Here is a 21069-nt window from a genome sequence, read left to right as displayed (position 1 = left end):
CTCACCGCTCCTTGACCAGCTGGGCGTACGCACCGCCGCGCGCCACGAGCTCCTCGTGCCGGCCGCGTTCCACGATCGTGCCGTGCTGGAGCACGACGATCTCGTCGCTGTCGCGGACCGTGCTGAGCCGGTGCGCGATCACCACACAGGCACAGCCGCGCTTGCGCAGGTTGTCCATCACGATGAGCTCGGTCTCCGCGTCCAGGGCGCTCGTCACCTCGTCCAGGACCAGGATGCTGGGCCTGCGCACCAGCGCGCGGGCGATCTCCAGCCGCTGGCGCTGCCCGCCGGAGAAGTTCCGTCCGTCCTGCTCGACCCGGCTGTGGATGCCGCCAGGCCGGCGGGTCACCACGTCGTACAGCGCCGCGTCCTCAAGCGCCGCCACGACCGCGTCGTCCGGCACCGACGGGTCCCACAGCGCCACGTTGTCGCGGACCGTGCCCTCGAAGAGGAACACGTCCTGGTCGACGAAGGACACCGAGGCGGCCAGCGCGCCGCGCGGGATGTCGTCCAGGCGCTGGCCGTCGATGCGGATCACGCCCTCCCACGGTGTGTAGAGGCCCGAGATCAGCCGGGACACGGTGGACTTGCCGCTGCCCGAGCCGCCGACCAGCGCCACCTGCTGCCCCGGTCCCACCGTCAGGTCGAAGCCGGACAGCAGCGGCTTGTCCAGCGGGCTGTAGCCGAACGTGATGTTCTGCAGCTCGACGTGCCCGTGCAGCCGGCGCGTGGACTCGGCCCCCTCGCGGCGGGCGTACAGCGGGTCGGCCTGGAAGTTCTCGACGTCCTTCAGCCGGGCCACGTCGGCAGCGAAGTCCTGGATACGGCCCGCGACGCCGTTCAGCCGGGTGATCGGCGCGGTGAAGCGGGTCACCAGCGCCTGGAACGCGACCAGCAGACCGACCGAGATATGGCCCTCGATCGCCCGCATGCCGCCGATCCACAGGATCAGCGCGCTGTTCAGGGTGGCCAGCGTCGGCGCGACCACGCCCAGCCAGGCGCTCGGCACCCCGAGGCGCTGCTGCTCCTCCAGGGTGGTGGCGTGCTGCCCGGCCCACTTGCGGAAGTAGCCGTCCTCGCCGCCGGTCGCCTTCATCGTCTCGATCAACTGCAGGCCGGTGTACGACGTGTTGGTGAGCCGGGCGCTGTCGGCGCGCAGCTTCGCCGTACGGGTCGCGCGCAGTTTGATGACCACCCGCATCGCCACCACGTTGAGCAGGGCCACGCCGATGCCGACGAAGGTGAGCTGCGGATCGTAGGTGTACAGCAGGGCCGCGTAGAGCACGACCACGATCGCGTCCACACCCGCCGCCGCGAGGTCACGTGCCAGCGTCTCCGCCACCGCGTCGTTCGACTGGAGCCGCTGCACCAGGTCGGCGGGGCTGCGCTGGGAGAAGAACGTGACCGGCAGCCGCAGCAGATGGCGCAGAAAGCGGGCGCTGGAGAGGGTAGAGGAGATGATGCGGCCGCGCAGCAGGTTGGCCTGCTGGAGCCAGGTCAGCACCACCGTCAGCGCCACCGACGCGCCCATCGACGCGAACAGCACACCCAGCAGAGAGGTCTGCCCGCCGATGAGGAACATGTCGATGTACGTGCGGCTCAGCGCGGGCACCGCCGCGCCGACCGCCACCAGCAGCAGGCTCGCCAGCACGGCGGTGGGCAGCGTGCCCGAGGTGCCGCGCAGCCGGGCCGGCATGGCGCCGAGCACGCCCGGCCTGCGTCCGCCGCGCTCGAAGTCCTCGCCGGGCTCCATGACGAGGACGACCCCGGTGAAACTGGCGTCGAAGTCCTCCAGGGGCACGAACCGGCGGCCCTTGCCGGGGTCGTTGATGAGCACGCCACGGCGGCCGAAGCGGCGCCCCATGCCGTCGTAGACGACGTAGTGGTTGAACTCCCAGAACAGGATGGCCGGCGCCTTGACCTCGGCGAGCGCGGCCAGGTCCATCTGCATGCCCTTGGCCGTGAGCCCGTAACTCCGGGCGGCCTTGAGGAGGTTGCTCGCACGCGAGCCGTCGCGGGAGACGCCGCACGCGATGCGCAGCTCCTCCAGCGGGATGTGCCGCCCGTAGTGGCCGAGCACCATGGCGAGGGACGCGGCACCGCACTCCACGGCCTCCATCTGGAGGACGGTCGGGGTGCGGACGCCCTTCTGCCGCCGCTTCGGTTTGGGCACGGGGCGCTTCGGCGCGGCCTTCCGCCGTCCCCGTACGGGCGGTGGCGCGGTCTCCTGGGACGTGCTGGGCGAACTCACGGCAGCAGCCAATCGATCGGACGCTGATCGGCCATGCGGATCGAACCTGTGGCCATGGTCATGGAGGTGAGCCTGAACGGCGGTCCGTCCTGCGAGGACCACTCGTAGCCGGACTTGGTGGCGGACCCGCTGTCCAGACGCACCAGTACGGCCACCGGCCGGCCCTCTTTCGTGAACTGCTCGCCCAGCTGGCTGTCGCCGAGGAACGCGGTGATCGACTGCGGGGTCTGGGGGGTACGGTCCACGGACTTCACATGGCCGCGCAGCACGCCGTACTGCTGCGTGGGCACGGACTGCACGGTGAGGTCGACCGACGCGTCCTTGGGGATCGTGGCGGCGTTGTCGGCCGGCACGTACACGGTCGCGTACAGCGGGTCGTCGGCCTTGGCGACCTTCTCCACGGCCGCGACATTGGCGCCGGTCGAGATGATCTGGCCGATCTGGGCGGCGAGCGTGGTGACCCGGCCCGGGGCGACGGTGCGTACGACCGTCTCGCCCTGCTCGGTACGGACCTTGAGGACGGGCGCTTTGGCGTCGAGCCGCTGGCCCTGCTTGGCGAGTACGGCGGTGACCTGGCCGGCGACAGGGCTCTGCAGGACGTAACTGCCCTGCCCGTGCGTCAGAATGGCGGGCGCGCTGACCGTGGAGGCCACCGAACCGGTCGCGGCCCATACGGACGCGGCGGCCATGACGACCACCGTCACCGACAGCACCAGCCAGCCCTGGGGGCGAGCGAAGCGCACCGGGAGATCGAGCTCCTCGGGCGACTGCAGCTTGGCGAGGGCCTGTTGGCGGAACTGCACGGGACTTCCCTCACCTGCTAGGAAAGGAGTACGGCGTCCGCGCGCGACGGAGCGGGACGTACGAAGCCCCCGCGGCGGACGGGTGTGACGACAACCGAGAGCCCCGGAACCGGAGAACGGTTCCGGGACTCAGCGGCAACAAGGTGCGATCAGAGACCGGCGACCAGGTTGGTGACCGGGGCCGTGCTCAGGCCGGTCGCGCCCTCGACGGTGCCGACAACCGTGTCCACGGTGGCGGACAGCGGGACGATGCCGTCAACGGCGCCGGTGAGGGTGTTGACCGCGTTCACGGACAGACCGCCGGAGACGTTGTCGAGGTCGGCGTCCGAGATCTCGACGGTCTCAACCTGGGGGGTGGAGTTCATGATGGAACTTCCCTTCGTAATGGATATTCATAAGGGGGAGAGCGGCCCCCTCCTGGAACAGACGGCTTCTGGAACAGACGGTCGGCCGCGGCCGCGGGTGTCGGCCGCTGGTTCCCCGGAGAACCCGCGGCGACCCCCGCGATGCGATGGATCAAAGCACGGTCGCGCTCCGCGCTTCCAATCAACGACGGCCCTCACCAGAGGACTTGGGCCCACCAAGGGGTCAACCGTGCAGTCCCGCGCACGGCTCGGTTTCCACTTCTTCACAGGGTGCGCGGCATCGTCGCGTTCCCTTCGTTGCCACCCGGAAAACGAACAGGACACTCCCGCCTTAATGGCACGGCGCGCGCTGGAAGGGTGTGCCGATTCACCGCGTGGCGTGACTTGGTTGCGCAATCGATGTGGAGATTCACGGAAGCCAGGATTCCGCTCGCTGTCGTGAACGGATCGCTACTGATCGACAACAGACCGTGTCGGGCGTATTCGGAGCGCACTTGGGGTGCGCTCGGAGTGCACTCGGGTGCTGCCGTGACCGGAGTGCGGGCAAGCGGGGACGGACTCAAGGGGAGCTCGGTGAGGTACGCCGTCGGTGACGGCGTTCGCTTCCGTGACGGGGCGCTGGAAGTCGGTGGACCGCGGAACGGTCGCCAAAGGGGGCGTGGGTACCGGGCGCCCCGGACACCGTGATCACGGTCGCCGTGTCGACGGTGGCCGTCAGCGTCCGCCCGAGGCGAGCGCCACCTTCCCCGGCCGGCAGGCGTGCCACTGTCCGACGCTCACTCAACTCCTGTACGAAAACCGGCAGTTCACTGCACCATGGGGGAAGTTCGCGGAAATGATCTTCTCTGTCCTGGAGCGGGCCGGTGCCCTGAACTGATTCTTACGAGCGTTGAACACCCCACGCGGCATGTGCGTATCAACAGGCATCCAGGCGCCCCAGTCACTTCCGGACGGTGGCCCTGGCCCCGTCCCCAGGAGGTTCAGAGTTGAGTCACAAACGCACACCCAAGCGCAAGGCTGTCATCGCGGCAGGAAGCGTGGTGGCGCTCGGAGCGGCGGCACTGATCATCCCGAACGCCATGGCGGGTCAGTCGGACGACAGTGAGGCCGCCACCCCCAAGACGTTCACGGCGGCCGACGTCCCGGACGTGGCCGCGCAGCTCTCCGAACTGCTCGGTGAGGCGTTCGCCGGCTCGTACTACGACGGTGACCAGAAGCAGATCATCATCAACGTGGTCGGCGACAACAGTCAGGTGATCCAGCAGATCAAGGATGCCGGCGCCGTCCCGAACGAGGTGCAGAACAGCCTCGCCGCGATCGACGCGGCCGAGAAGACGCTGAAGGCGGACGCGACGATCCCGGGCACCGCCTGGGCCGTCGACCCGAAGACCAACGAGGTCCGGGTCACCGCCGACTCCACCGTCACCGGTGACACGTGGAACAGACTGCAGTCGACGGTGCAGGCGCTCGGCGACGGTGTTGCGACGGTCAAGAAGTCCGAGGGCACCTTCAAGATCTTCGCCGAGGGCGGTGACGCCATCTTCGGCGGCGGCGCGCGCTGCTCGCTCGGCTTCAACGTGACCAACTCCGAGGGCAACCCCGCCTTCCTGACCGCGGGTCACTGCGGTGTCGCGGCCGCCGAGTGGTCGGAGGAGGAGAACGGCGCGCCGATCGGCACGGTCGACGCGCAGACGGCCACCTTCCCCGGCGCGGGCGACTTCGCGCTGGTCAACTACGACGACCCGGCCACCCAGGCGGCCAGCGCCGTGGACACCGGCGACGGCCAGGTCGTGGAGATAACCCAGGCCGCCGAGGCGACCGTCGGCCAGCCGGTCATCCGCATGGGTTCCACCACCGGCCTCAGCGACGGCGAGGTCACGGGCCTCAACGCCACGGTCAACTACCCCGAGGGCACGGTCACCGGGCTCATCCAGACGAACGTCTGCGCCGAGCCGGGCGACAGCGGCGGCTCCCTGTTCACCGCGGACGGCAGCGCCATCGGCCTGACCTCCGGCGGCAGCGGCGACTGCACCGTCGGCGGCGAGACGTTCTTCCAGCCGGTCACGACCGCCCTGGAGGCGACCGGCGCGACCCTGGGTGACGGCGGCGCGGCCGGCGGCGGCGAGGCCGGTGCCGGTGAGGAAGGGGGCGCCGGCGGAGAAGCGGGCGCTGGTGAGGAAGCGGGTGCCGGCGGAGAAGCGGGCGCTGGTGAGGAAGCGGGTGCCGGCGGAGAAGCGGGCGCCGGTGGCGAGGCCGGTGCGGGCGGCGACGCCGGTGCTGGTCAGGGTGCCGGTGCGGGCGAAGAGGCCGGTGCGGGCCAGGACGCCGGTGCCGGTCAGGAGCAGGGCGTCGGCGACGGGCAGCAGGGCGTCGGCAACGAGCAGGCCGGCCAGGAAGTGGAAGTGGAGGACGGCGGTGGGATCAGCGTCACCATTCCCTGAGCTGTCTCTCGGACTCAAAAGCCGCTGACCCGGCCGTATCCAGCGGTTCCGGACCGGGCAGCGCAACGGTCCGGCCCTCCGGCGGGAGGGCCGGACCGTTTTGCTTCCCTGCCGTCCCCGTCGTCCCTGCCGTCTCCGTGAGACGACCGGCGGCACTCCGCACGGAAGTCCGGGGCTGCCCCTGATCGCCTCGACTATCGCCGGGGGACCGTGAGTTCACGGCCCCGGTAGAAGCCCTCCCACTCCTCGACGACGTACGGCGCCATGGCCGCACGCCGCTGCGTCTCCGGCTCGGAAGCCCGCCAGGTGTCGCACGCCTCTTTCGACTCCCAGAACGACACGCCGGTGATCTCCTCCCCGTCCTCGGACCAGTACGCGTAGGCGTGGCGCAGACTCTGCGGGTAGGGGTCCGGCCGCCAGGCACGCTCGAACTCCTCCAGCGAGCTCGGCTGAAGACGGCGTGTCGTCACCCAGACGAAGTGTTCCTCCACCGCACCCTCCTCCGCGACATCGGTTCGGCTCTCGTCGGTCCTCTCAGGCCACCGTAGGTCGAAAGCACCGCTCCCGCCTGCGCGGCGATCGTCCGGTGGCGCGCTCGGCTACGCCTGCCGGGGGTTCGGCTTGAGCACCGCGAAGACCGCGCCCGAGGTGTCCGCCAGCCATGAGATCCTGCCGACGTCCGGCACGTCCGACGCCGGCATCAGCACCGTGCCACCGTTCTCCTGCGTCTTCCGCACGACGTCGTCGGCGTCCGCGACGGCGAAGTACGGCACCCAGCGCGCGCCGAGGCCGCCGTCCTGGAGCGGGGCGACCCCGCCGAAGGATGTGGCCTGCTGGTCCCCGTCCCGCAGGCTGAGCACTCGGTACGTCATCCCGGGCGCCTGCATCTCCTCCGAGCGCCAGCCGAAGAGGCCGCGGTAGAAGCCGATCCCGGCCACCGGGTCGGGTACGTGGAGCTCCACCCACAGCAGGGTGTCGTCCTCGGACGTCCTCTCCAGCCCGCCTGGCGTCCCGCCCGGCTGCAACACCGCGAACCGGGCCCCCTGGGGGTCGGTGAACTGAGCCATCCGCGCCTCTCCCATGTTCATGGGCGCCACCCGCACCGTGCCGCCGCCCCGCTCGACGGCCTCGGCCGTGGCCTGGGCGTCATCGGTGCGGAAGTACACCGTCCAGGCGGTGCTCGCGCCCTCCTCGGTGAGCCGGCCCAGTGCGGCGACGGTGCTGCCGTCCTTCTGGAAGAACCCGTACCCGCCGGCCTCGGGCCCGGCGGAGACGAACCGCCAGCCGAAGACGCCGCCGTAGAAGGCGGTCGCCCGCTCGGTGTCCGGACTGCCGAGGTCGATCCAGCAGGGTGATCCATGCGTGAAGTCTGTGCCGAGCATGCGCCCTCCAACGGCTCTGCGGGACCACCGCTCCGCAGCCCCGTACGAATCCGCAACGATGCCCACGTCCTCCCGCCCGCTCGCAGCGCCCGGCGCGGAGGGCCGCCGGAATCACACTCCGGGGTGACGCGCCTCAGCCAGGTGAATCAGCTGTTGTTCAGGAGCTGCTGAGGAACCCGGACCGGGACCCGGCGGTCACAGGCGCAGGCTGGTCATGCCCCCGTCCACGCGCAGGATCGTGCCGGTGGTGGCACCGGCGGTGGGGGAGGCGAGTGACGCGATGGCGTCGGCCACCTCCTCGGCGGTCACCAGCCGGCCCAGCGGCTGGCGTGCCCGCAGGGCGCGGGCCGCCGTGTCGGGGTCGTCGGCGCCCTCCAGCAGGCGTGCCACCCACGGAGTGTCGGCGGTGCCGGGGGCGACGGCGTTGACGCGGATGCCGTCGGCGGCGTGGTCGGCGGCCATGGCGAGGGTCAGCGCGTGCACGGCGCCTTTGCTGGCGCTGTACAGGGCGCGTTGGCGTACGCCGACGTAGGCGACGGCCGAGCAGGTGTTGACGATCGCCGGGTGTGGCGAGCGGAGCAGATGGGGGAGGGCCGCCCGGGTGACTCTGGCGATGCCGGTGACGTTGACGTCGAGGACCCGGGCCCACTCGGCGTCGTCGTTCTGCGCGATGTCGCCGACCGCTCCGATTCCGGCGTTGTTGACCAGGACGTCGAGCGAGCCCAGGCGGTCGACGGCGGTGGCGACCGCTTCGTCGACCGCCGCGGGATCGGTGATGTCGCAGCGTACGGCGTGCACTCCGTCCGGCGCGTCGTCGATGCGCCGGTCCAGGACGGCCACCCGCGCGCCGCGCTCGCGCAGGAGGGTGGCCGTGGCGGCGCCGATGCCGCCGGTGCCGCCGGTGACGATCGCGCCGACGCCGTGGAAGTCGTTCATGGGGCTGTCCTCGCTCGGCCGAGTCGGGGGTTGACGTGGATCTTGGGTCCGGGCCCGGCGCCGGCCGGTCGCTCACCGGCGAGCACGGGGCCGACCTCGTCGAGGCTCAGCGTGGCGGCGACGAGCGGCCCGGGGTCGACCGAACCGGCGGCGTACGCCTGGATGGTGGCGTCGAGTCCGGGGGAGGCGGACAGGACGCCCACCGCGGTCACGTCCTTCAGGGCGAGCCTGCGGGTGTCGATCCTGCTGGGTTCGCCGGCCAGCCCGACGTACACGAGGCGGCCGGCCGGCTCGACCAACTCCAGGGCCCTGTCCGGCAGATGAGCGGCGTTGGACGCGTCGACGACCGCGTCGAACGGCAGGTCCGGCACGGAGTCCTCCGTCCATACGTGGTCGAAGCCCAGATCGCGGGCGAAGGCGAGGGAACTGTCGGTGTGGCCCATGAGATGGACTTCCGTACCGCTGGCACGGAGGAACATCGCGACCAGCAGCCCGATCGTCCCCGGACCCAGGACCAGGGCGCGGTCCCCGGGGGCCTGCGTGGCGGCCTGCGCGGCGCGCAGGGCGTTGCCGCCCGGCTCCACGAGCGCGCCGAGCACGGCGTCGACGGAGTCGGGCAGGGCGTGCAACGAGGAGGCGGGTACGGCGAGTTGCTCCGCAAGGGCACCGGCCCGGGCCCCGCGGATGCCGACCTCCTGCCGTTTCTCGCACACGTGCTGGTGGCCACGTCGGCAGCGGCGGCAGATGCCGCAGCCGAGCATCGTGTCGCCCATGACGCGGCGGCCGAGCCAGCCCGGGTCGACGCCGTCGCCGACCGTCGTCACCCGGCCGGCCCACTCGTGGCCCGGCCGCATCGGGTAGGAGGAGTGTCCCTGGTGGAGGTAGGCCATGGCGCCGCTGAAGAACTCCACGTCGGTGCCGCACACGCCGACCCGCTCGACGTCGATGACGACCTCACCGGGGCCCGCCACCGGCGCCGGGAGGTCCTGGACCTCGTAGGAGCCGGGGGCGGTCAGGACGAACGCGCGCATCAGCCGACGGCTCACCGGGGACCGAGGACGTGCTGGCGCTGGGTGCCGAGGTGCTTGATGCCCAGCTCCATCACGTCGCCCTCCTGGAGGTACACGGGCGGGGTGAGGCCCATGCCGACACCGGGCGGGGTGCCGGTGTTGATCAGGTCGCCGGGTTCCAGGACGAGGAACTGGCTGAGGTAGTGCACGATGAAGTACGGGTCGAAGATCATCGTCTTGGTGCTGCCGGTCTGCCGGCGCACGCCGTTGACGTCCAGCCACATGTCCAGGGCGAGGACGTCGTCGATCTCGTCGGTCGTGGCGAGCCAGGGGCCCGCGGGGTTGAACGTCTCGGCGGACTTGCCCTTGGCCCACTGCCCGCCGCGTTCCAACTGGAAGGAGCGCTCGCTCACGTCGTTGACGACCACGTAGCCGGCGATGGCGTCGCGTGCTTCCTCCACCGAGTCCAGGTAGCTGGTGCGGCGGCCGATCACGATGCCGAGCTCCACCTCCCAGTCGGTCCTGGTGGAGCCGCGGGGGATGCGCACGTCGTCGCCCGGGCCGATGAGGGTGTTGGGCGACTTGGTGAACAGGATCGGCTCGTCGGGGACGGGCATGCCGCTCTCGGCGGCGTGGTCACGGTAGTTGAGGCCGATGCACAGGATCTGGTGCGGGCGGGCGATGGGGGCGCCTACGCGTTCCCCGGCGAAGCGGGACACTCGGCCCGCCTGCGTCCGCTCGGTCACGACGGGGCGGATGCGGTCGACGCCGCCCGACTCGAAGAACGCCTCGTCGAAGTCCGTGACGACGTCGGAGAGGTCGACGTACGTCTCGTCGTCGATACGGGCGACGGGCTTCTCGGCGCCGGGGGCACCGATGCGCATGAGGTACACGAGGACTGACTCCAGGGTGCGGGGTGGTGGATGACTGAGGGGCGCCGGACGGGCGGTTCCGGCAGGACTTCAGCGGTGGGGCTCGCCGAGCGGGCCGAGCAGTGCCCGGATCTCGTCGAGCGCGTCGACCAGGGTGGCCAGGGGTGTCCGGTACGCCAGCGCGCTGATGCTCACGGCTCCGGAGGGGGTCGTCGGTGAGGTGAGGTACACGGGCAGGGCGAGGCAGTTGACGCCGGTCTCGTTCTCCTGGTCGTCGACGCCGTAGCCCCGTTCGCGGGTGGCCTCCAGCTCACGGTGCAGGTCGGCCGCCGCGCACAGGGTCCGTGGCGTGCGACGCTCCAGGGGGGAGCCGCCGGTCCACGCCTCGACCTCCTTCAGGGAGCTCAACTGCCGGGTGAGCAGCAGCTTGCCGACGGCGGTGGTGTGGGCGGGATTGCGTCCGCCGATCGTCGACGTCAGCCGGACGGCACCGGAGGGCGGGTCGACCTTGGCGCGGTAGACGACCTCGTGCCCGTCGAGAACCGCGTAGTGCGCGGTCTCGCCGAACCGGTGCGCCAGCGCCGCGAGTACGGGGCGGACGCGGACGTGCTCGGGCCGGGCCTCGTGGTGGGCGAAGGCCATACGCAGGAACTCGTCGCCGAGTACATAGCGGCCGCGGGCGTCCTGACCGGCCAGCCCGGCCCGGCGTAGTGCGCCGAGTGCCCGGTGCACGGTCGGCTTGGGACTGCCCATCGCACGCGTCAGCTCCTCCAGCCCCACGCCGCCGGGATGGCGAGCGAGCTCCTTGAGGACGGCGAGCACCCGGTCCGAGCCGACGAGGCGGCCGCCCTCGGCGCCTGCCACGCCGTCCTCGCCGGGGGCTGTCGAATCGTCGTACGTCTGCGTATGCTCCATGGCGTTCCAGACTTTAGACCGCCGTACCGTTTATTGGAAGGGGCTCAAGGGTGACGCTCCGCAGCGCGCACTGGTACGAGGGGCAGGACCGCAACGCCTATATCCACCGCGCGTGGATGCGACGCGGTGTGCCGGGTGACGCCTTCACCGGCCGGCCGCAGATCGCCATCGCCAACACGGCATCGGACCTGACTCCCTGCAACGCGCATCTGAACGAGGTCGCGGCCTCGGTGCGCAACGGCGTGTACGAGGCAGGTGGCATCCCGCTGGACCTGCCCGTGGTGTCGCTCGGCGAGACGAACGTGCGTCCCACGGCCATGCTCTGGCGCAACATGGCCGCGATGGCCACGGAGGAGATGCTGCGCGCCAACCCCATAGACGGCGTCGTCCTGTTGGGCGGCTGCGACAAGACGATCCCGTCGCTGCTGATGGCCGCCGCTTCCGTGGATCTGCCCGCTGTCGTCGTACCCGGTGGCCCGATGCTCAACGGCACCTTCCGAGGCAGCCTGCTGGGCTGCGGCACCGGAGTGTGGCAGCTGTCGGAGGAGGTCCGGGCCGGGACACTCTCCCAGGGGGAGTTCACCCGGTCAGAGTCGGCGATGATCCGCAGCCGCGGGCACTGCAACACCATGGGCACCGCCTCGACGATGGCTCTGGTCGCCGAGGCACTGGGCACGATCGTGCCCGGTACGGCCGGAACCCCCGCCCCCGACAGCCGTCTGCTGGAGGCCGCGCACCACACCGGCCGGCTCGCGGTGGACATGGTCGGCGCCGACCGCCGTCCCGGGACGTTCCTGACCAAGGCGTCCTTCCACAACGCGATCGTCGCGCTGGCCGCCATCGGCGGTTCCACCAACGCCGTCGTCCACCTTCTGGCCATCGCGGGCCGACTGGGCATCGACCTGTCCCTCGACGACTTCGACCGCATCGGCTCCCGCGTGCCGGTCCTGGCCGACCTCCAGCCGGCCGGCCGATTCCTCATGGAGGACTTCCACCGCGCCGGAGGCCTGCGCGCCGTCCTGCGCGAGGTGCGCGACCTGCTCGACCCCGACGCGCTGACCGTCACCGGCACCCCCCTGGTCGACTTCCTCGACGACGCCCCGATCTGGGACGGCGAGGTCATCCGAACCCGCGCCGAACCGCTGGTCGCCGAGGGCGGCATCGCCGTCCTGCGCGGCAACCTCGCCCCCGACGGCGCCCTCATCAAACCGGCCGCCGCCTCTCCGCACCTGCTCAAGGCTCGCGGCCGGGCCGTCGTCTTCGACTCCATAGAGGACTTCCACGCCCGCATCGACGACCCCGCACTCGACGTGGACGAGACGTCCGTCCTCGTCCTGCGCGGCTGCGGCCCCAAGGGCTACCCGGGCATGCCCGAGGTGTCGAACATGCCGCTGCCGAGGAAGCTGCTGGAGCAGGGCGTCCGCGACATGGTCCGAGTCTGCGACGGCCGGATGAGCGGCACCGCGTACGGCACGGTCGTCCTGCACGTGGCCCCCGAGGCCGCGGCCGGCGGCCCCCTCGCCCTCGTACGGACCGGGGACTTCATCACCCTCGACGTCGAGGCCCGCCGCATAGACGTCGACGTACCCGCCGACGAACTCGCCCGCAGGACCCCGGGCGAGGCCACCACCACCGGCTTCGCCAACCCCCGCCGCGGCTGGGAACGGCTCTACGTCGACCACGTCCAGCAGGCCGACACCGGCGCCGACCTCGACTTCCTCGTCGGCTCCAGCGGCTCCGAGGTGACACGTGAGTCGCACTGACCGCGACGGCGGGCTCCTCACCGCCGACGCCGCGCTCCTCGCGCGCCTGGAAGCGGTGGTACCGGGCGGGGTCGCCGCACGCGCCTCCGACCGGCTCGCCTTCGCCCACGACGCCTCGCACTACCTGCTGGTGCCGCAGGCCGTGGTCACCCCGAAGGACGCGGCCCAGGTGTCCGAGCTGTTGCGCACGAGTGCCGCCCACGGGTTGTCCCTGACGTTTCGCTCGGGCGGCACCAGCCTCTCGGGTCAGGCCACGGGCGACGGGATCCTCGTCGACACCCGCCGAGGCTTCCGCGGCATCGAGATCCTTGATGACGGCGCCCGCGTACGGGTCCAACCCGGCGTCACCGTAAGGGCGGTGAACACCCGCCTCGCCCGGTACGGCCGCAAGCTCGGCCCCGACCCGGCCAGCGAGACCGCCTGCACCATCGGTGGTGTCGTCGCCAACAACTCCAGCGGCATGGCCTGCGGCACCGAACTCAACACCTACCGCACGCTGGAGTCGGCCGTCCTCGTGCTGCCGAGCGGCACGGTCCTCGACACCGGCGCCCCCGACGCCGACGACCGTCTGCGCACGCTCGAACCGCGCATCCACGACGGACTCGTGCGACTGCGGGACCGTGTGCGCGGCAACGCCGCGTCCGTCGAGACGATCCGCCGCCTCTACGCCATCAAGAACACCATGGGCTACGGCGTGAACTCCTTCGTCGACCACACCCGCCCGGTCGACATCCTCACCCACCTCGTCATCGGCAGCGAAGGCACGCTCGCCTTCGTCGCCGAGGCGACCTTCCGCACCGTCCCGGCCCACCCGTACGCGGCCACCGGCCTGCTCCTCTTCCGCGACCTGGCGGCGGCGACCGGCGCCCTGCCCGAACTGGTCGCCGCCGGGTTCGCGACCGTCGAACTCCTCGACGCCACGAGCCTCCGGGTCGCCGGGCGCGACCCGGAGGCCACCGAAGCGCTACGGGACCTGACCGTCCGGGACCACACGGCACTCCTCGTCGAGTACCAGGAGCCGACCGCCGAGGCCCTGGACGACCGGATCGCGGACGCCAGGCACGTCCTGCGCGGCCTTCCCCTGACCGCCCCCGGAGAGCTGAGCGCCGAACCGGACACACGGGCCGCCCTCTGGCACATCCGCAAGGGCCTCTACGCCGCGGTCGCCGGGGCACGCCCCTCCGGCACGACGGCCCTGCTGGAGGACATCGCCGTCCCCGTCGACCGGCTGCTGCCCACCTGCGCGGACCTCACCGAACTGTTCGACCGCCACAGCTACACCGGCAGCGTCATCTTCGGCCACGCCAAAGACGGCAACGTCCACTTCCTGCTCAACGAGGACTTCGACGACCCCCGACTCGTCGAGCGCTACCTGGCGTTCACCGACGACATGGCCGACCTCGTCCTCGGCCACGGCGGCACCCTCAAGGCCGAGCACGGCACCGGCCGCATCATGGCGCCGTACGTCCGCCGCCAGTACGGCGACGAGCTCCACGACGTCATGCGGGAGGTCAAACACCTCCTCGACCCGCACGGACTGCTCAACCCCGGGGTCCTGCTCACCGACGACCCCACCGTCCACATCAGCCATCTGAAGTCCACACCCACCGTCGAGGAGGAGGTGGACCGCTGTGTCGAGTGCGGCTACTGCGAACCGGTCTGCCCCAGCCGGGACCTGACCACGACACCACGCCGGCGGATCGTGCTGCGCCGCGAGATCGCGCGCGCCCGGGCAGCCGGGGACACCGACCTGCTCGACCGGTTGGAGCGCGAGTACCAGTACGACGCCGTCGACACCTGCGCGGTCGACGGCATGTGCCGGACGGCCTGCCCCGTGCTCATCGACACCGGGGAACTCACCCGGCGACTGCGCGCCGAACGACGAGGCCGGACCGAACAGAAGGCGTGGGCCTCGGCCGCCCGGCACTGGGACGGCTTCACCAGAGCGGCGTCCGGAGCGCTCACTCTCGCCCGGGCCACGCCCGACGCCGTGCCCGCCGGAGCCACGGCCGCAGGGCGGAGACTGCTCGGCACGGACGTGGTACCCGCCTGGTCCCCGGAGCTTCCGCGCGGCGGCACAAGAAGACGTCCGCGTGCAGCCGGAACACCCCAGGCGGTCTACTTCCCCGCCTGCGTCTCGACGATGTTCGGGCCCGCCGACCCGGACTCGGGCCCCGGAGTCCGCGATGCCTTCCTGGCCCTGTGCGAGCGTGCCGGAGTCGAGGTTCGGGTGCCGGAGGGAATCGCCTCCCTGTGCTGCGGCACACCGTGGAAGTCCAAGGGCCTCACCGCCGGCCATGCGGTCATGCGCGAGCAGGTCGTTCCCGTGCTGCGTTCGGCGACCGAGGAGGGCGCGCTCCCAGTCGTCGTCGACGCGGCATCCTGCACTGAAGGCCTGGCGCGCATGCTCGGCGAAGAGGGCATCCAGGTTGTGGACGCGGTGGCGTTCGTCGACTCAACGGTGCTGCCACGGCTGCCCGCGGCCCGCCGTATCCCCTCCGTCGTCGTGCACCCCACCTGTTCCTCCACCCAACTCGGCATCGACCCGGCGCTCCTGCGCGTGGCCGACGCCATCGCCGAGGACGTCGTGCAGCCGGAGGACTGGAGCTGCTGTGCCTTCGCCGGCGACCGCGGACTGCTCCACCCGGAACTGACGTCGTCCGCCACCGCGGCCGAGTCGCGCGCTGTCCGGAACCACCCGGCAACCGCCTACGCCTCGGTCAACCGCACCTGCGAACTCGGCATGACCCGCGCCACCGGGCACCCCTACCGGCACCTGCTCGAACTCCTCGACGAGGCCACCCGACGCTGACCCGGGGCGTTTCACCCACATTGAGGAAGTCTACGCGTGTCATCCCTAAGCGCTGCGCATCTGGGCAGTTCTGATCCCTGACCGGGGGGAGAGCGAGGACGGGAGACAACCAGTGCGCACTTTCGGTCGGTACACGTCCGCGGTGTCGGACCCGGCGAGCGGGCGCGTGCCGTCGCTGGGCCACGCGCTGTTCGCCAGCCGCTGGCTGCAAGCCCCGTTGTACTTCGGGCTTGTGGTCGCCCAGGCCGTCTACGTCTACGAGTTCTTCGGCGAGCTGGGCAACCTCATCCGTGCGGTGGTCACCGGGACTTCGGACGAGAACCTGGTGATGCTCACCGTCCTGAAACTGGTGGACGTCGTCATGATCGCCAACCTGCTGGTCATGGTGATCGTCGGAGGCGAGACGTTCGTGTCCCGCATCGGTCTGCAGGGCCACCGTGATCAGCCGGAGTGGCTCTCGCACGTGCTCAAGGTCAAGCTCGCCATGGCGATCGTCGGTATCTCCTCGATCCATCTGCTGCAGATGTTCGTGGACATCCACCGCACCCCACGCGCGGAGCTGCTCATGGGCACGATCATCCACATGGCCTTCATCGCCTCGGCCTGCGTCCTCGCCTATATGGCCGGCCCCCTGGAAGCCAGGGCCGCCCTTCTGGAGCACCGGAACCATCGCATCCCCCCGCAGGGCCGGCACGCGGCGGCACGCCATCCCGAGCAAGGGGGCGCAACGGCGTCGGACTCCAGCACGCTTCACGACTGAACCGGCGAGCCCAGCCGACCTCTGTGCCGCCGACCCCCGCGACCCGCTGTGGCCTTCTGTGGCAGGCCGATGTCACCGGCACCGGGAGGGCGCTACTCCTCCGTCGGTCCCTCGTCGGCGAGCAGTCGGGCGATGCCCGCCGGACTGAAGACGTCCTGTGTGGCGAGGGCGATGCCGCCGTGCAGGCCGGAGCTGCGTTTGAGCTGGGTTGCCGTGATGGTCAGTTTGCGGGTGGCCAGTGGGAGGGCCCGCTGGTACACCGCCGCGCGTACGGCCGAGACGAGGTCGTCGCGGAGTTCGCTGAGCGGTCCGGCCAGCACCACGGTGCGCGGGTTGAACATGTGAACCAGCATGGCCACCACCTCGCCGATCTCCGTGGCGGCCTGCCGTACGGCGTGCAGGGCGGTCGGCTCGCTGTCGGCGATGCGCCGGGCGAGCTCGCGGGCGCCGTGCAGCGGGTCGTCGTCGGTCGACTCGGGGATGCCGAGGCCGCGGAGGACCGCCCGGTGGGAGGCCAGCGCCCCGACGCAGCCGACGTTGCCGCACGCGCACAGCACGTTGCCACCGCCCACGGCTCTGATGTGGCCGATGTCGCCCGCGGCTCCGTCTGCGCCGCGGTACACGTCACCGCCCGTGGTGATGAGCCCCGCGCCGATGCCGCTCCCGATCCTGATGCACAGGAGCGGGGTGTCCATACGGGCCTGCACCGCTTCGCCGAGGGCCATCAGATTGACGTCGTTGTCCACCACGACGGGGGCACGCAGGCGCTCCCGGAGGTGTGCGGCGACGGAGTAGCCGTCCCAGCCGGGCATGCCGGTCGGTTGCACCGCGCACCCCTGTTCGAAGTCCACCGGACCGGGCAGACCGACGACCACCTGGCGGACGCGACCGGGATCGCGCCCGTGCTTCTCCAGCAGCTCCTGCAGCCGTTCGGTGACCGCGTCCAGCACCGCCCGGGGGCCCGCGCCGATCCGGACCGCCACGGTCTCCTGTGCGATCACCCGCCGGGTGAGGTCGGCGATGGCGACCTGGGATTCCGCGGAATCGACGTCGGCGACGACGACGGTCCCGGCCTGCGGGCTGATCGTCAGCACGCGAGGGGGCCGCCCCCGGACGGACCGTCTGGACTCGACCTCCTCCAGGATGCCGGTGCCGACGAGATGGTCGACCTGCTGGCCCACGGTCGAGCGCGCCAGGCCGCTGCGGCGGGCGATCTCCGCCCGGTTGGTAGCCTGCCCGGAAACGACGAGCCCCAGGACCCGGCGCAGCGCCAGGGGAACCGACGTGGGGCCAAGCGCTTCCGTGATGCGGGCGTCATCTTTATGCATTCGAGCGAACGTAATGTCGCCTCGTTATGCCCGTCAATAGCTCGTGCCCGTGTGCTGTTCGATGGGGATCTAAGCGGACATGTTGCCTGAATTTCAGCCACTTTTAGGCCTTGGAAAAAATTAAATGCAGCGTCTTGTGTGCGATGCGCGAACTAAACGAAGGTGATGCGCAACGCGGAGCTCAGACCGCGGTCGAGTATCGGAAAGCGGAGGTGCGGCGGTGGGTGTCTCGATTCGGGCAGTGGTGGTGGGGGCCGGGATGATCGGTGCCGTGCACGCCGCCGCCATTCGCGCCGCCGGCGGCGAACTGGCCGGGGTGGTGGCCTCCAGCCCCGAGCGCAGCGCCCGGGTCGCGGATGCCTGGCAGGTGCCCGCCCGTTACCCGGACTTCGAAGCCGTGCTCGCCGACGACAGCGTCTCCGTCGTCCACGTGTGCACACCGAACGCGCTCCATGTGTGGCAGGCGGAGGCGGCCCTGGCCGCGGGGAAGCACGTGATCTGTGAAAAGCCGCTCGCCACGGCGGCCGCCGACGCGGAACGTCTGACGCGGCTGGCGCAGGAGGCGGGCCTCGTGCTGGCGGTCCCCTTCGTGTACCGCTACCACCCGCTCGTCCGGGAGATCCGTGAGCGCCGGCTGCGCGGCGAGTTCGGGGCGTGGCAGGTGATCCACGGGAGTTATCTGCAGGACTGGATGCTGTCCGAGGACGCCATGTCGTGGCGGGTCGACCCGTCCGAGGGCGGGCCGTCACGTGCGTTCGCGGACATCGGCTCCCACTGGTGCGACCTCGTCGAATGGGTTGCCGGAATCCGGTTCAGCGAACTGACCGCGCGTCTCGGCACCACCGTCGCCACCCGGCCCGCCGGTACCGGGGCGAGCTTCACCACGTCCAGCGGCGGACCGCGCGTTCAGGTTCGTACGGAGGACGTGGCGACCGTGATGATGCGCACCGGAGACGGCGTCCTCGGCACGCTGACGGTGTCCCAGGTGTCGGCCGGCCGCAAGAACCGCCTGTGGTTCGAGCTCGACGGCGCGGCCGCCAGCGCGGTCTTCGATCAGGAGAACGCCGAGACCGCCTGGCTCGGCGCACCGGACGGAGCCCGTGTGCTGGTCCGGGACCCGGGCCACGGCTCCGCCGAGCAGCGCCGCCTGTCCCGGCTGCCCGCCGGACATGCGCAGGGCTACGCCGACTGCTTCCACTCCTTCGTGGCCGACGCCTACGCGGCGATACGGGGCGAGACGCCGGAAGGCCTGCCGACCGGTGAGGACGGGGTCCGCTCGGCCCGCATCGTCGAGGCCGTCCTGAAGTCCGCGGCATCGCTGACCTGGACCGACGTGGACACGTCCGAAACCCTGGAGACCCTCGCATGAAACTCGGCATGCTCACCGCCTGTCTGCCCCAGCTCTCCCTCGCCGAGATCGCCGCCTGGGCGGGTGAAACGGGATACGAGGCGCTGGAGGTCGCCGCCTGGCCGGACACCGGCGGCCGTGACTTCGAGGCCGCCCATCTGCCGGTCGCCGGCTTCGACTCCCGGGCGGCCGACGAGACCAGGGCGCTCATGGCGCGCCACGGACTCGACATCTCCGCCCTCGCCTACTACGAGAACAACCTCCACCCCGATCCCGCCCGCCGGGCGGAGATCCACGCCCACCTCAAGCAGGTCATCGACGCGGCCTCGGCGCTGGACGTCCCGTTCGCGGGCACCTTCGTCGGCCGTGACTGGACCCGGCCGGTGGCGGACAACCTGGCCGAGGCGGAGAAGGTCTTTCCCGGACTCGTCGAGTACGCGGGGGAGCGGGGTGTACGGCTCGTCATCGAGAACTGCGTGATGGAGGGCTGGCACCCGGACGGCTACCCGGGCAACCTCGCCTACTCGCCGGAGCTGTGGGAGTGGATGTTCTCCCTGGGCCTGTACCTCAACTGGGACCCGTCCCACCTGACCTGGATCGGTATCGACCCGGTGACCACCGTCGCGCCGTACGCGGACCGGATCGTGCACGCCCAGGCCAAGGACCTGCAGATCCTGCCGGGCAAGGCCGACCGCTACGGCTTCTTCGGCAAGGCGGTCCGGCGCGAGGACCCCTGGGACACCGGCTGGTGGCGCTACCGCGTCCCGGGCCGCGGCCAGGTCGACTGGAACGCCGTCGTCGACGCGCTGTACGAGCACGGTTTCACCGGCACCCTCTCCGTCGAGCACGAGGACCCCGTCTGGAGCGGGACCGAGGAGAAGGTGAAGACCGGCCTGGAGATCGCCCACAGGACCCTGCGGCCTCTCATCGTCGCCTGACACCCGCCAATCACTACCGATTGCAGGAGATTCATGGTTCAGAACCAAGCACGGCACCGCATCGGGATCCTGGGCGCCGGCAACATCTTCGGCCGCTACGTCGAGGGCCTGCGGACCTTCCCGGAGCTGGAGGTGGTCCGTGTGGCCGACGTCGACACGGCCCGCGCCAAGCAGGCCGCGGACGAGTACGGCATTCCGGCCTGGGGCGACGGCGACCAGCTCCTCGACGACGACTCCGTCGAGATCGTCGTCAACATCACCCCGCCGCAGTTCCACGCCAAGACCGTCATCTCGGCGCTGGAGGCGGGCAAGCACGTCTATGTCGAGAAGCCGCTCGCGCCCACGGTCGAGGAGGCCCGCGAGGTCCTCGACGCCGTCGGCCGGAGTGCGGCGCTGCTGGGGTCGGCCCCCGACACCTTCCTGGGCAGCTCCGTGCAGACGGCCCGGCACGCGATCGACACCGGCCTGATCGGCGAGGCCGTCGGCGCCACCGCCTTCGTACGCTCCAGCCGCTCCGAGACCTGGCATCCGGACCCGCGCGCCTTCTACGGCCCCGGTGGCGGACCCGTCCTCGACATGGGCCCCTACTACCTGGCCGCCCTCATCAACTGCCTCGGCCCGGTCGCCCAGGTGTCCGCCGCCACCCGCATCGGCGCACCCGCCCGCAAGGTCACCAGCCCCGGGCGCGTCGTCGACGAGGTCACCGTCGAGGTTGCCACCCACGCCTCGGCCACCCTGACCTTCGCCTCCGGCGTCATCGGCACCACCCTCATGAGCTTCGACGTCTGGGACACCGAGCTCCCGCGCATCGAGATCTACGGCACCGAGGGCACGCTCGCGCTGCCCAACCCGAACTTCTTCGACGGCGACGTACGTCTCAAGCGGCACGGGGATGCGGAGTGGCGGGTTCTCACCCCGGTCACCGAGCTGTTCGGCGCCGTCGACACCCCCGAGCAGCACCGCCGCGGACTCGGCGTCCGTGACCTGGCCGGCGCGATCGGCGGCGGGCCGCACCGCGCGACCCCGCAGTTCGCCTTCCACGTCCTGGACGTCCTGGCGAGCTTCGAGACCTCCCAACGAGAGAAACGTTTCGTCACGCCGGAGAGCAGCTGCGAGCGCCCCGAACCGCGCCCCGTCCACTGAGA

At 71.0% G+C, this 21069-nt stretch carries 17 protein-coding genes; 7 read left to right on the top strand and 10 right to left on the bottom strand.

What is annotated here, in order from left to right; translation table 11 throughout:
• Position 1: 1 nt before the first annotated feature.
• From FPZ41_RS04820 to FPZ41_RS04810, 3 genes are all read right to left on the bottom strand, one after another.
• Positions 2-2263 (bottom strand): NHLP family bacteriocin export ABC transporter peptidase/permease/ATPase subunit, encoded by a 2262-nt coding sequence (locus FPZ41_RS04820; RefSeq protein WP_152859424.1) that lies wholly within the window; start codon positions 2261-2263, stop codon positions 2-4.
• On the bottom strand, positions 2248-3054 hold the full coding sequence (locus tag FPZ41_RS04815) for an HlyD family efflux transporter periplasmic adaptor subunit (RefSeq protein ID WP_322619827.1): 807 nt from the start codon (positions 3052-3054) through the stop codon (positions 2248-2250). The genes FPZ41_RS04820 and FPZ41_RS04815 overlap by 16 nt, the downstream gene beginning before the upstream one ends.
• 149 nt (positions 3055-3203) lie before the next feature.
• Complete coding sequence (locus tag FPZ41_RS04810; RefSeq protein WP_131557765.1) at positions 3204-3419, bottom strand: type A2 lantipeptide; 216 nt, start codon at positions 3417-3419, stop codon at positions 3204-3206.
• 986 nt (positions 3420-4405) lie between these two features.
• On the opposite strand from FPZ41_RS04810, the gene FPZ41_RS04805 reads away from it, so the two are divergent.
• A complete protein-coding gene (locus FPZ41_RS04805; protein WP_194235988.1) occupies positions 4406-5860 on the top strand; it encodes a S1 family peptidase in 1455 nt (484 codons plus the stop codon).
• A 194-nt stretch (positions 5861-6054) separates the two neighbouring features.
• On the opposite strand, the gene FPZ41_RS04800 is transcribed toward FPZ41_RS04805, so the two are convergent.
• The 6 genes from FPZ41_RS04800 to FPZ41_RS04775 all read right to left on the bottom strand — a co-directional run bounded on the left by FPZ41_RS04800 (position 6055) and on the right by FPZ41_RS04775 (position 10975).
• Positions 6055-6351: a hypothetical protein gene (locus FPZ41_RS04800; RefSeq protein ID WP_322619826.1), complete on the bottom strand. Its 297-nt coding sequence runs from the start codon at positions 6349-6351 to the stop codon at positions 6055-6057.
• A gap of 108 nt (positions 6352-6459) precedes the next feature.
• Positions 6460-7242, bottom strand: coding sequence for a VOC family protein (locus FPZ41_RS04795; RefSeq protein ID WP_152859422.1), 783 nt, complete (start codon positions 7240-7242; stop codon positions 6460-6462).
• Positions 7243-7437: 195 nt separating this feature from the next.
• Complete coding sequence (locus tag FPZ41_RS04790) at positions 7438-8178, bottom strand: SDR family NAD(P)-dependent oxidoreductase (RefSeq protein WP_152859420.1); 741 nt, start codon at positions 8176-8178, stop codon at positions 7438-7440.
• Positions 8175-9209, bottom strand: a complete 1035-nt coding sequence (locus FPZ41_RS04785; RefSeq protein ID WP_152859418.1) for a zinc-dependent alcohol dehydrogenase — start codon at positions 9207-9209, stop codon at positions 8175-8177. The genes FPZ41_RS04790 and FPZ41_RS04785 overlap by 4 nt, the downstream gene beginning before the upstream one ends.
• Before the next feature lie 11 nt (positions 9210-9220).
• Positions 9221-10081: a fumarylacetoacetate hydrolase family protein gene (locus FPZ41_RS04780; protein WP_322619825.1), complete on the bottom strand. Its 861-nt coding sequence runs from the start codon at positions 10079-10081 to the stop codon at positions 9221-9223.
• Positions 10082-10150: 69 nt separating this feature from the next.
• Complete coding sequence (locus tag FPZ41_RS04775; protein WP_152859416.1) at positions 10151-10975, bottom strand: IclR family transcriptional regulator; 825 nt, start codon at positions 10973-10975, stop codon at positions 10151-10153.
• Between the two features lie 50 nt (positions 10976-11025).
• Between FPZ41_RS04775 and FPZ41_RS04770 the strand changes: the two genes are divergently transcribed.
• The 3 genes from FPZ41_RS04770 to FPZ41_RS04760 all read left to right on the top strand — a co-directional run bounded on the left by FPZ41_RS04770 (position 11026) and on the right by FPZ41_RS04760 (position 16310).
• Complete coding sequence (locus FPZ41_RS04770) at positions 11026-12738, top strand: IlvD/Edd family dehydratase (RefSeq protein ID WP_322619824.1); 1713 nt, start codon at positions 11026-11028, stop codon at positions 12736-12738.
• Entirely contained in the window at positions 12725-15550 is a 2826-nt protein-coding gene (locus tag FPZ41_RS04765) for an FAD-binding and (Fe-S)-binding domain-containing protein (RefSeq protein ID WP_322619823.1), read from the top strand. The genes FPZ41_RS04770 and FPZ41_RS04765 overlap by 14 nt, the downstream gene beginning before the upstream one ends.
• A gap of 112 nt (positions 15551-15662) precedes the next feature.
• Positions 15663-16310, top strand: a complete 648-nt coding sequence (locus tag FPZ41_RS04760; protein WP_131557748.1) for a TIGR00645 family protein — start codon at positions 15663-15665, stop codon at positions 16308-16310.
• A gap of 92 nt (positions 16311-16402) precedes the next feature.
• On the opposite strand, the gene FPZ41_RS04755 is transcribed toward FPZ41_RS04760, so the two are convergent.
• Positions 16403-17638, bottom strand: coding sequence for an ROK family transcriptional regulator (locus FPZ41_RS04755; RefSeq protein WP_152859412.1), 1236 nt, complete (start codon positions 17636-17638; stop codon positions 16403-16405).
• 220 nt (positions 17639-17858) lie between these two features.
• Between FPZ41_RS04755 and FPZ41_RS04750 the strand changes: the two genes are divergently transcribed.
• The 3 genes from FPZ41_RS04750 to FPZ41_RS04740 are packed head-to-tail and all read left to right on the top strand — an operon-like array spanning position 17859 to position 21067.
• A complete protein-coding gene (locus tag FPZ41_RS04750) occupies positions 17859-19007 on the top strand; it encodes a Gfo/Idh/MocA family protein (protein ID WP_322619822.1) in 1149 nt (382 codons plus the stop codon).
• The gene (locus FPZ41_RS04745) at positions 19004-19924 is read left to right on the top strand and encodes a sugar phosphate isomerase/epimerase family protein (RefSeq protein WP_152859410.1); all 921 of its coding nucleotides are present in this window, start codon (positions 19004-19006) and stop codon (positions 19922-19924) included. Before FPZ41_RS04750 ends, FPZ41_RS04745 begins: the two co-directional genes overlap by 4 nt.
• Positions 19925-19957: 33 nt before the next feature.
• Complete coding sequence (locus tag FPZ41_RS04740; protein ID WP_152859408.1) at positions 19958-21067, top strand: Gfo/Idh/MocA family protein; 1110 nt, start codon at positions 19958-19960, stop codon at positions 21065-21067.
• Positions 21068-21069 lie beyond the last annotated feature (2 nt).

The organism is Streptomyces acidicola (assembly GCF_009377235.1).
GTDB classification, from domain to species: domain Bacteria; phylum Actinomycetota; class Actinomycetes; order Streptomycetales; family Streptomycetaceae; genus Streptomyces; species Streptomyces acidicola.
The sequence above is the reverse complement of the archived record's forward strand: the minus strand, read 5'-3'. Positions and strand labels throughout refer to the sequence as shown.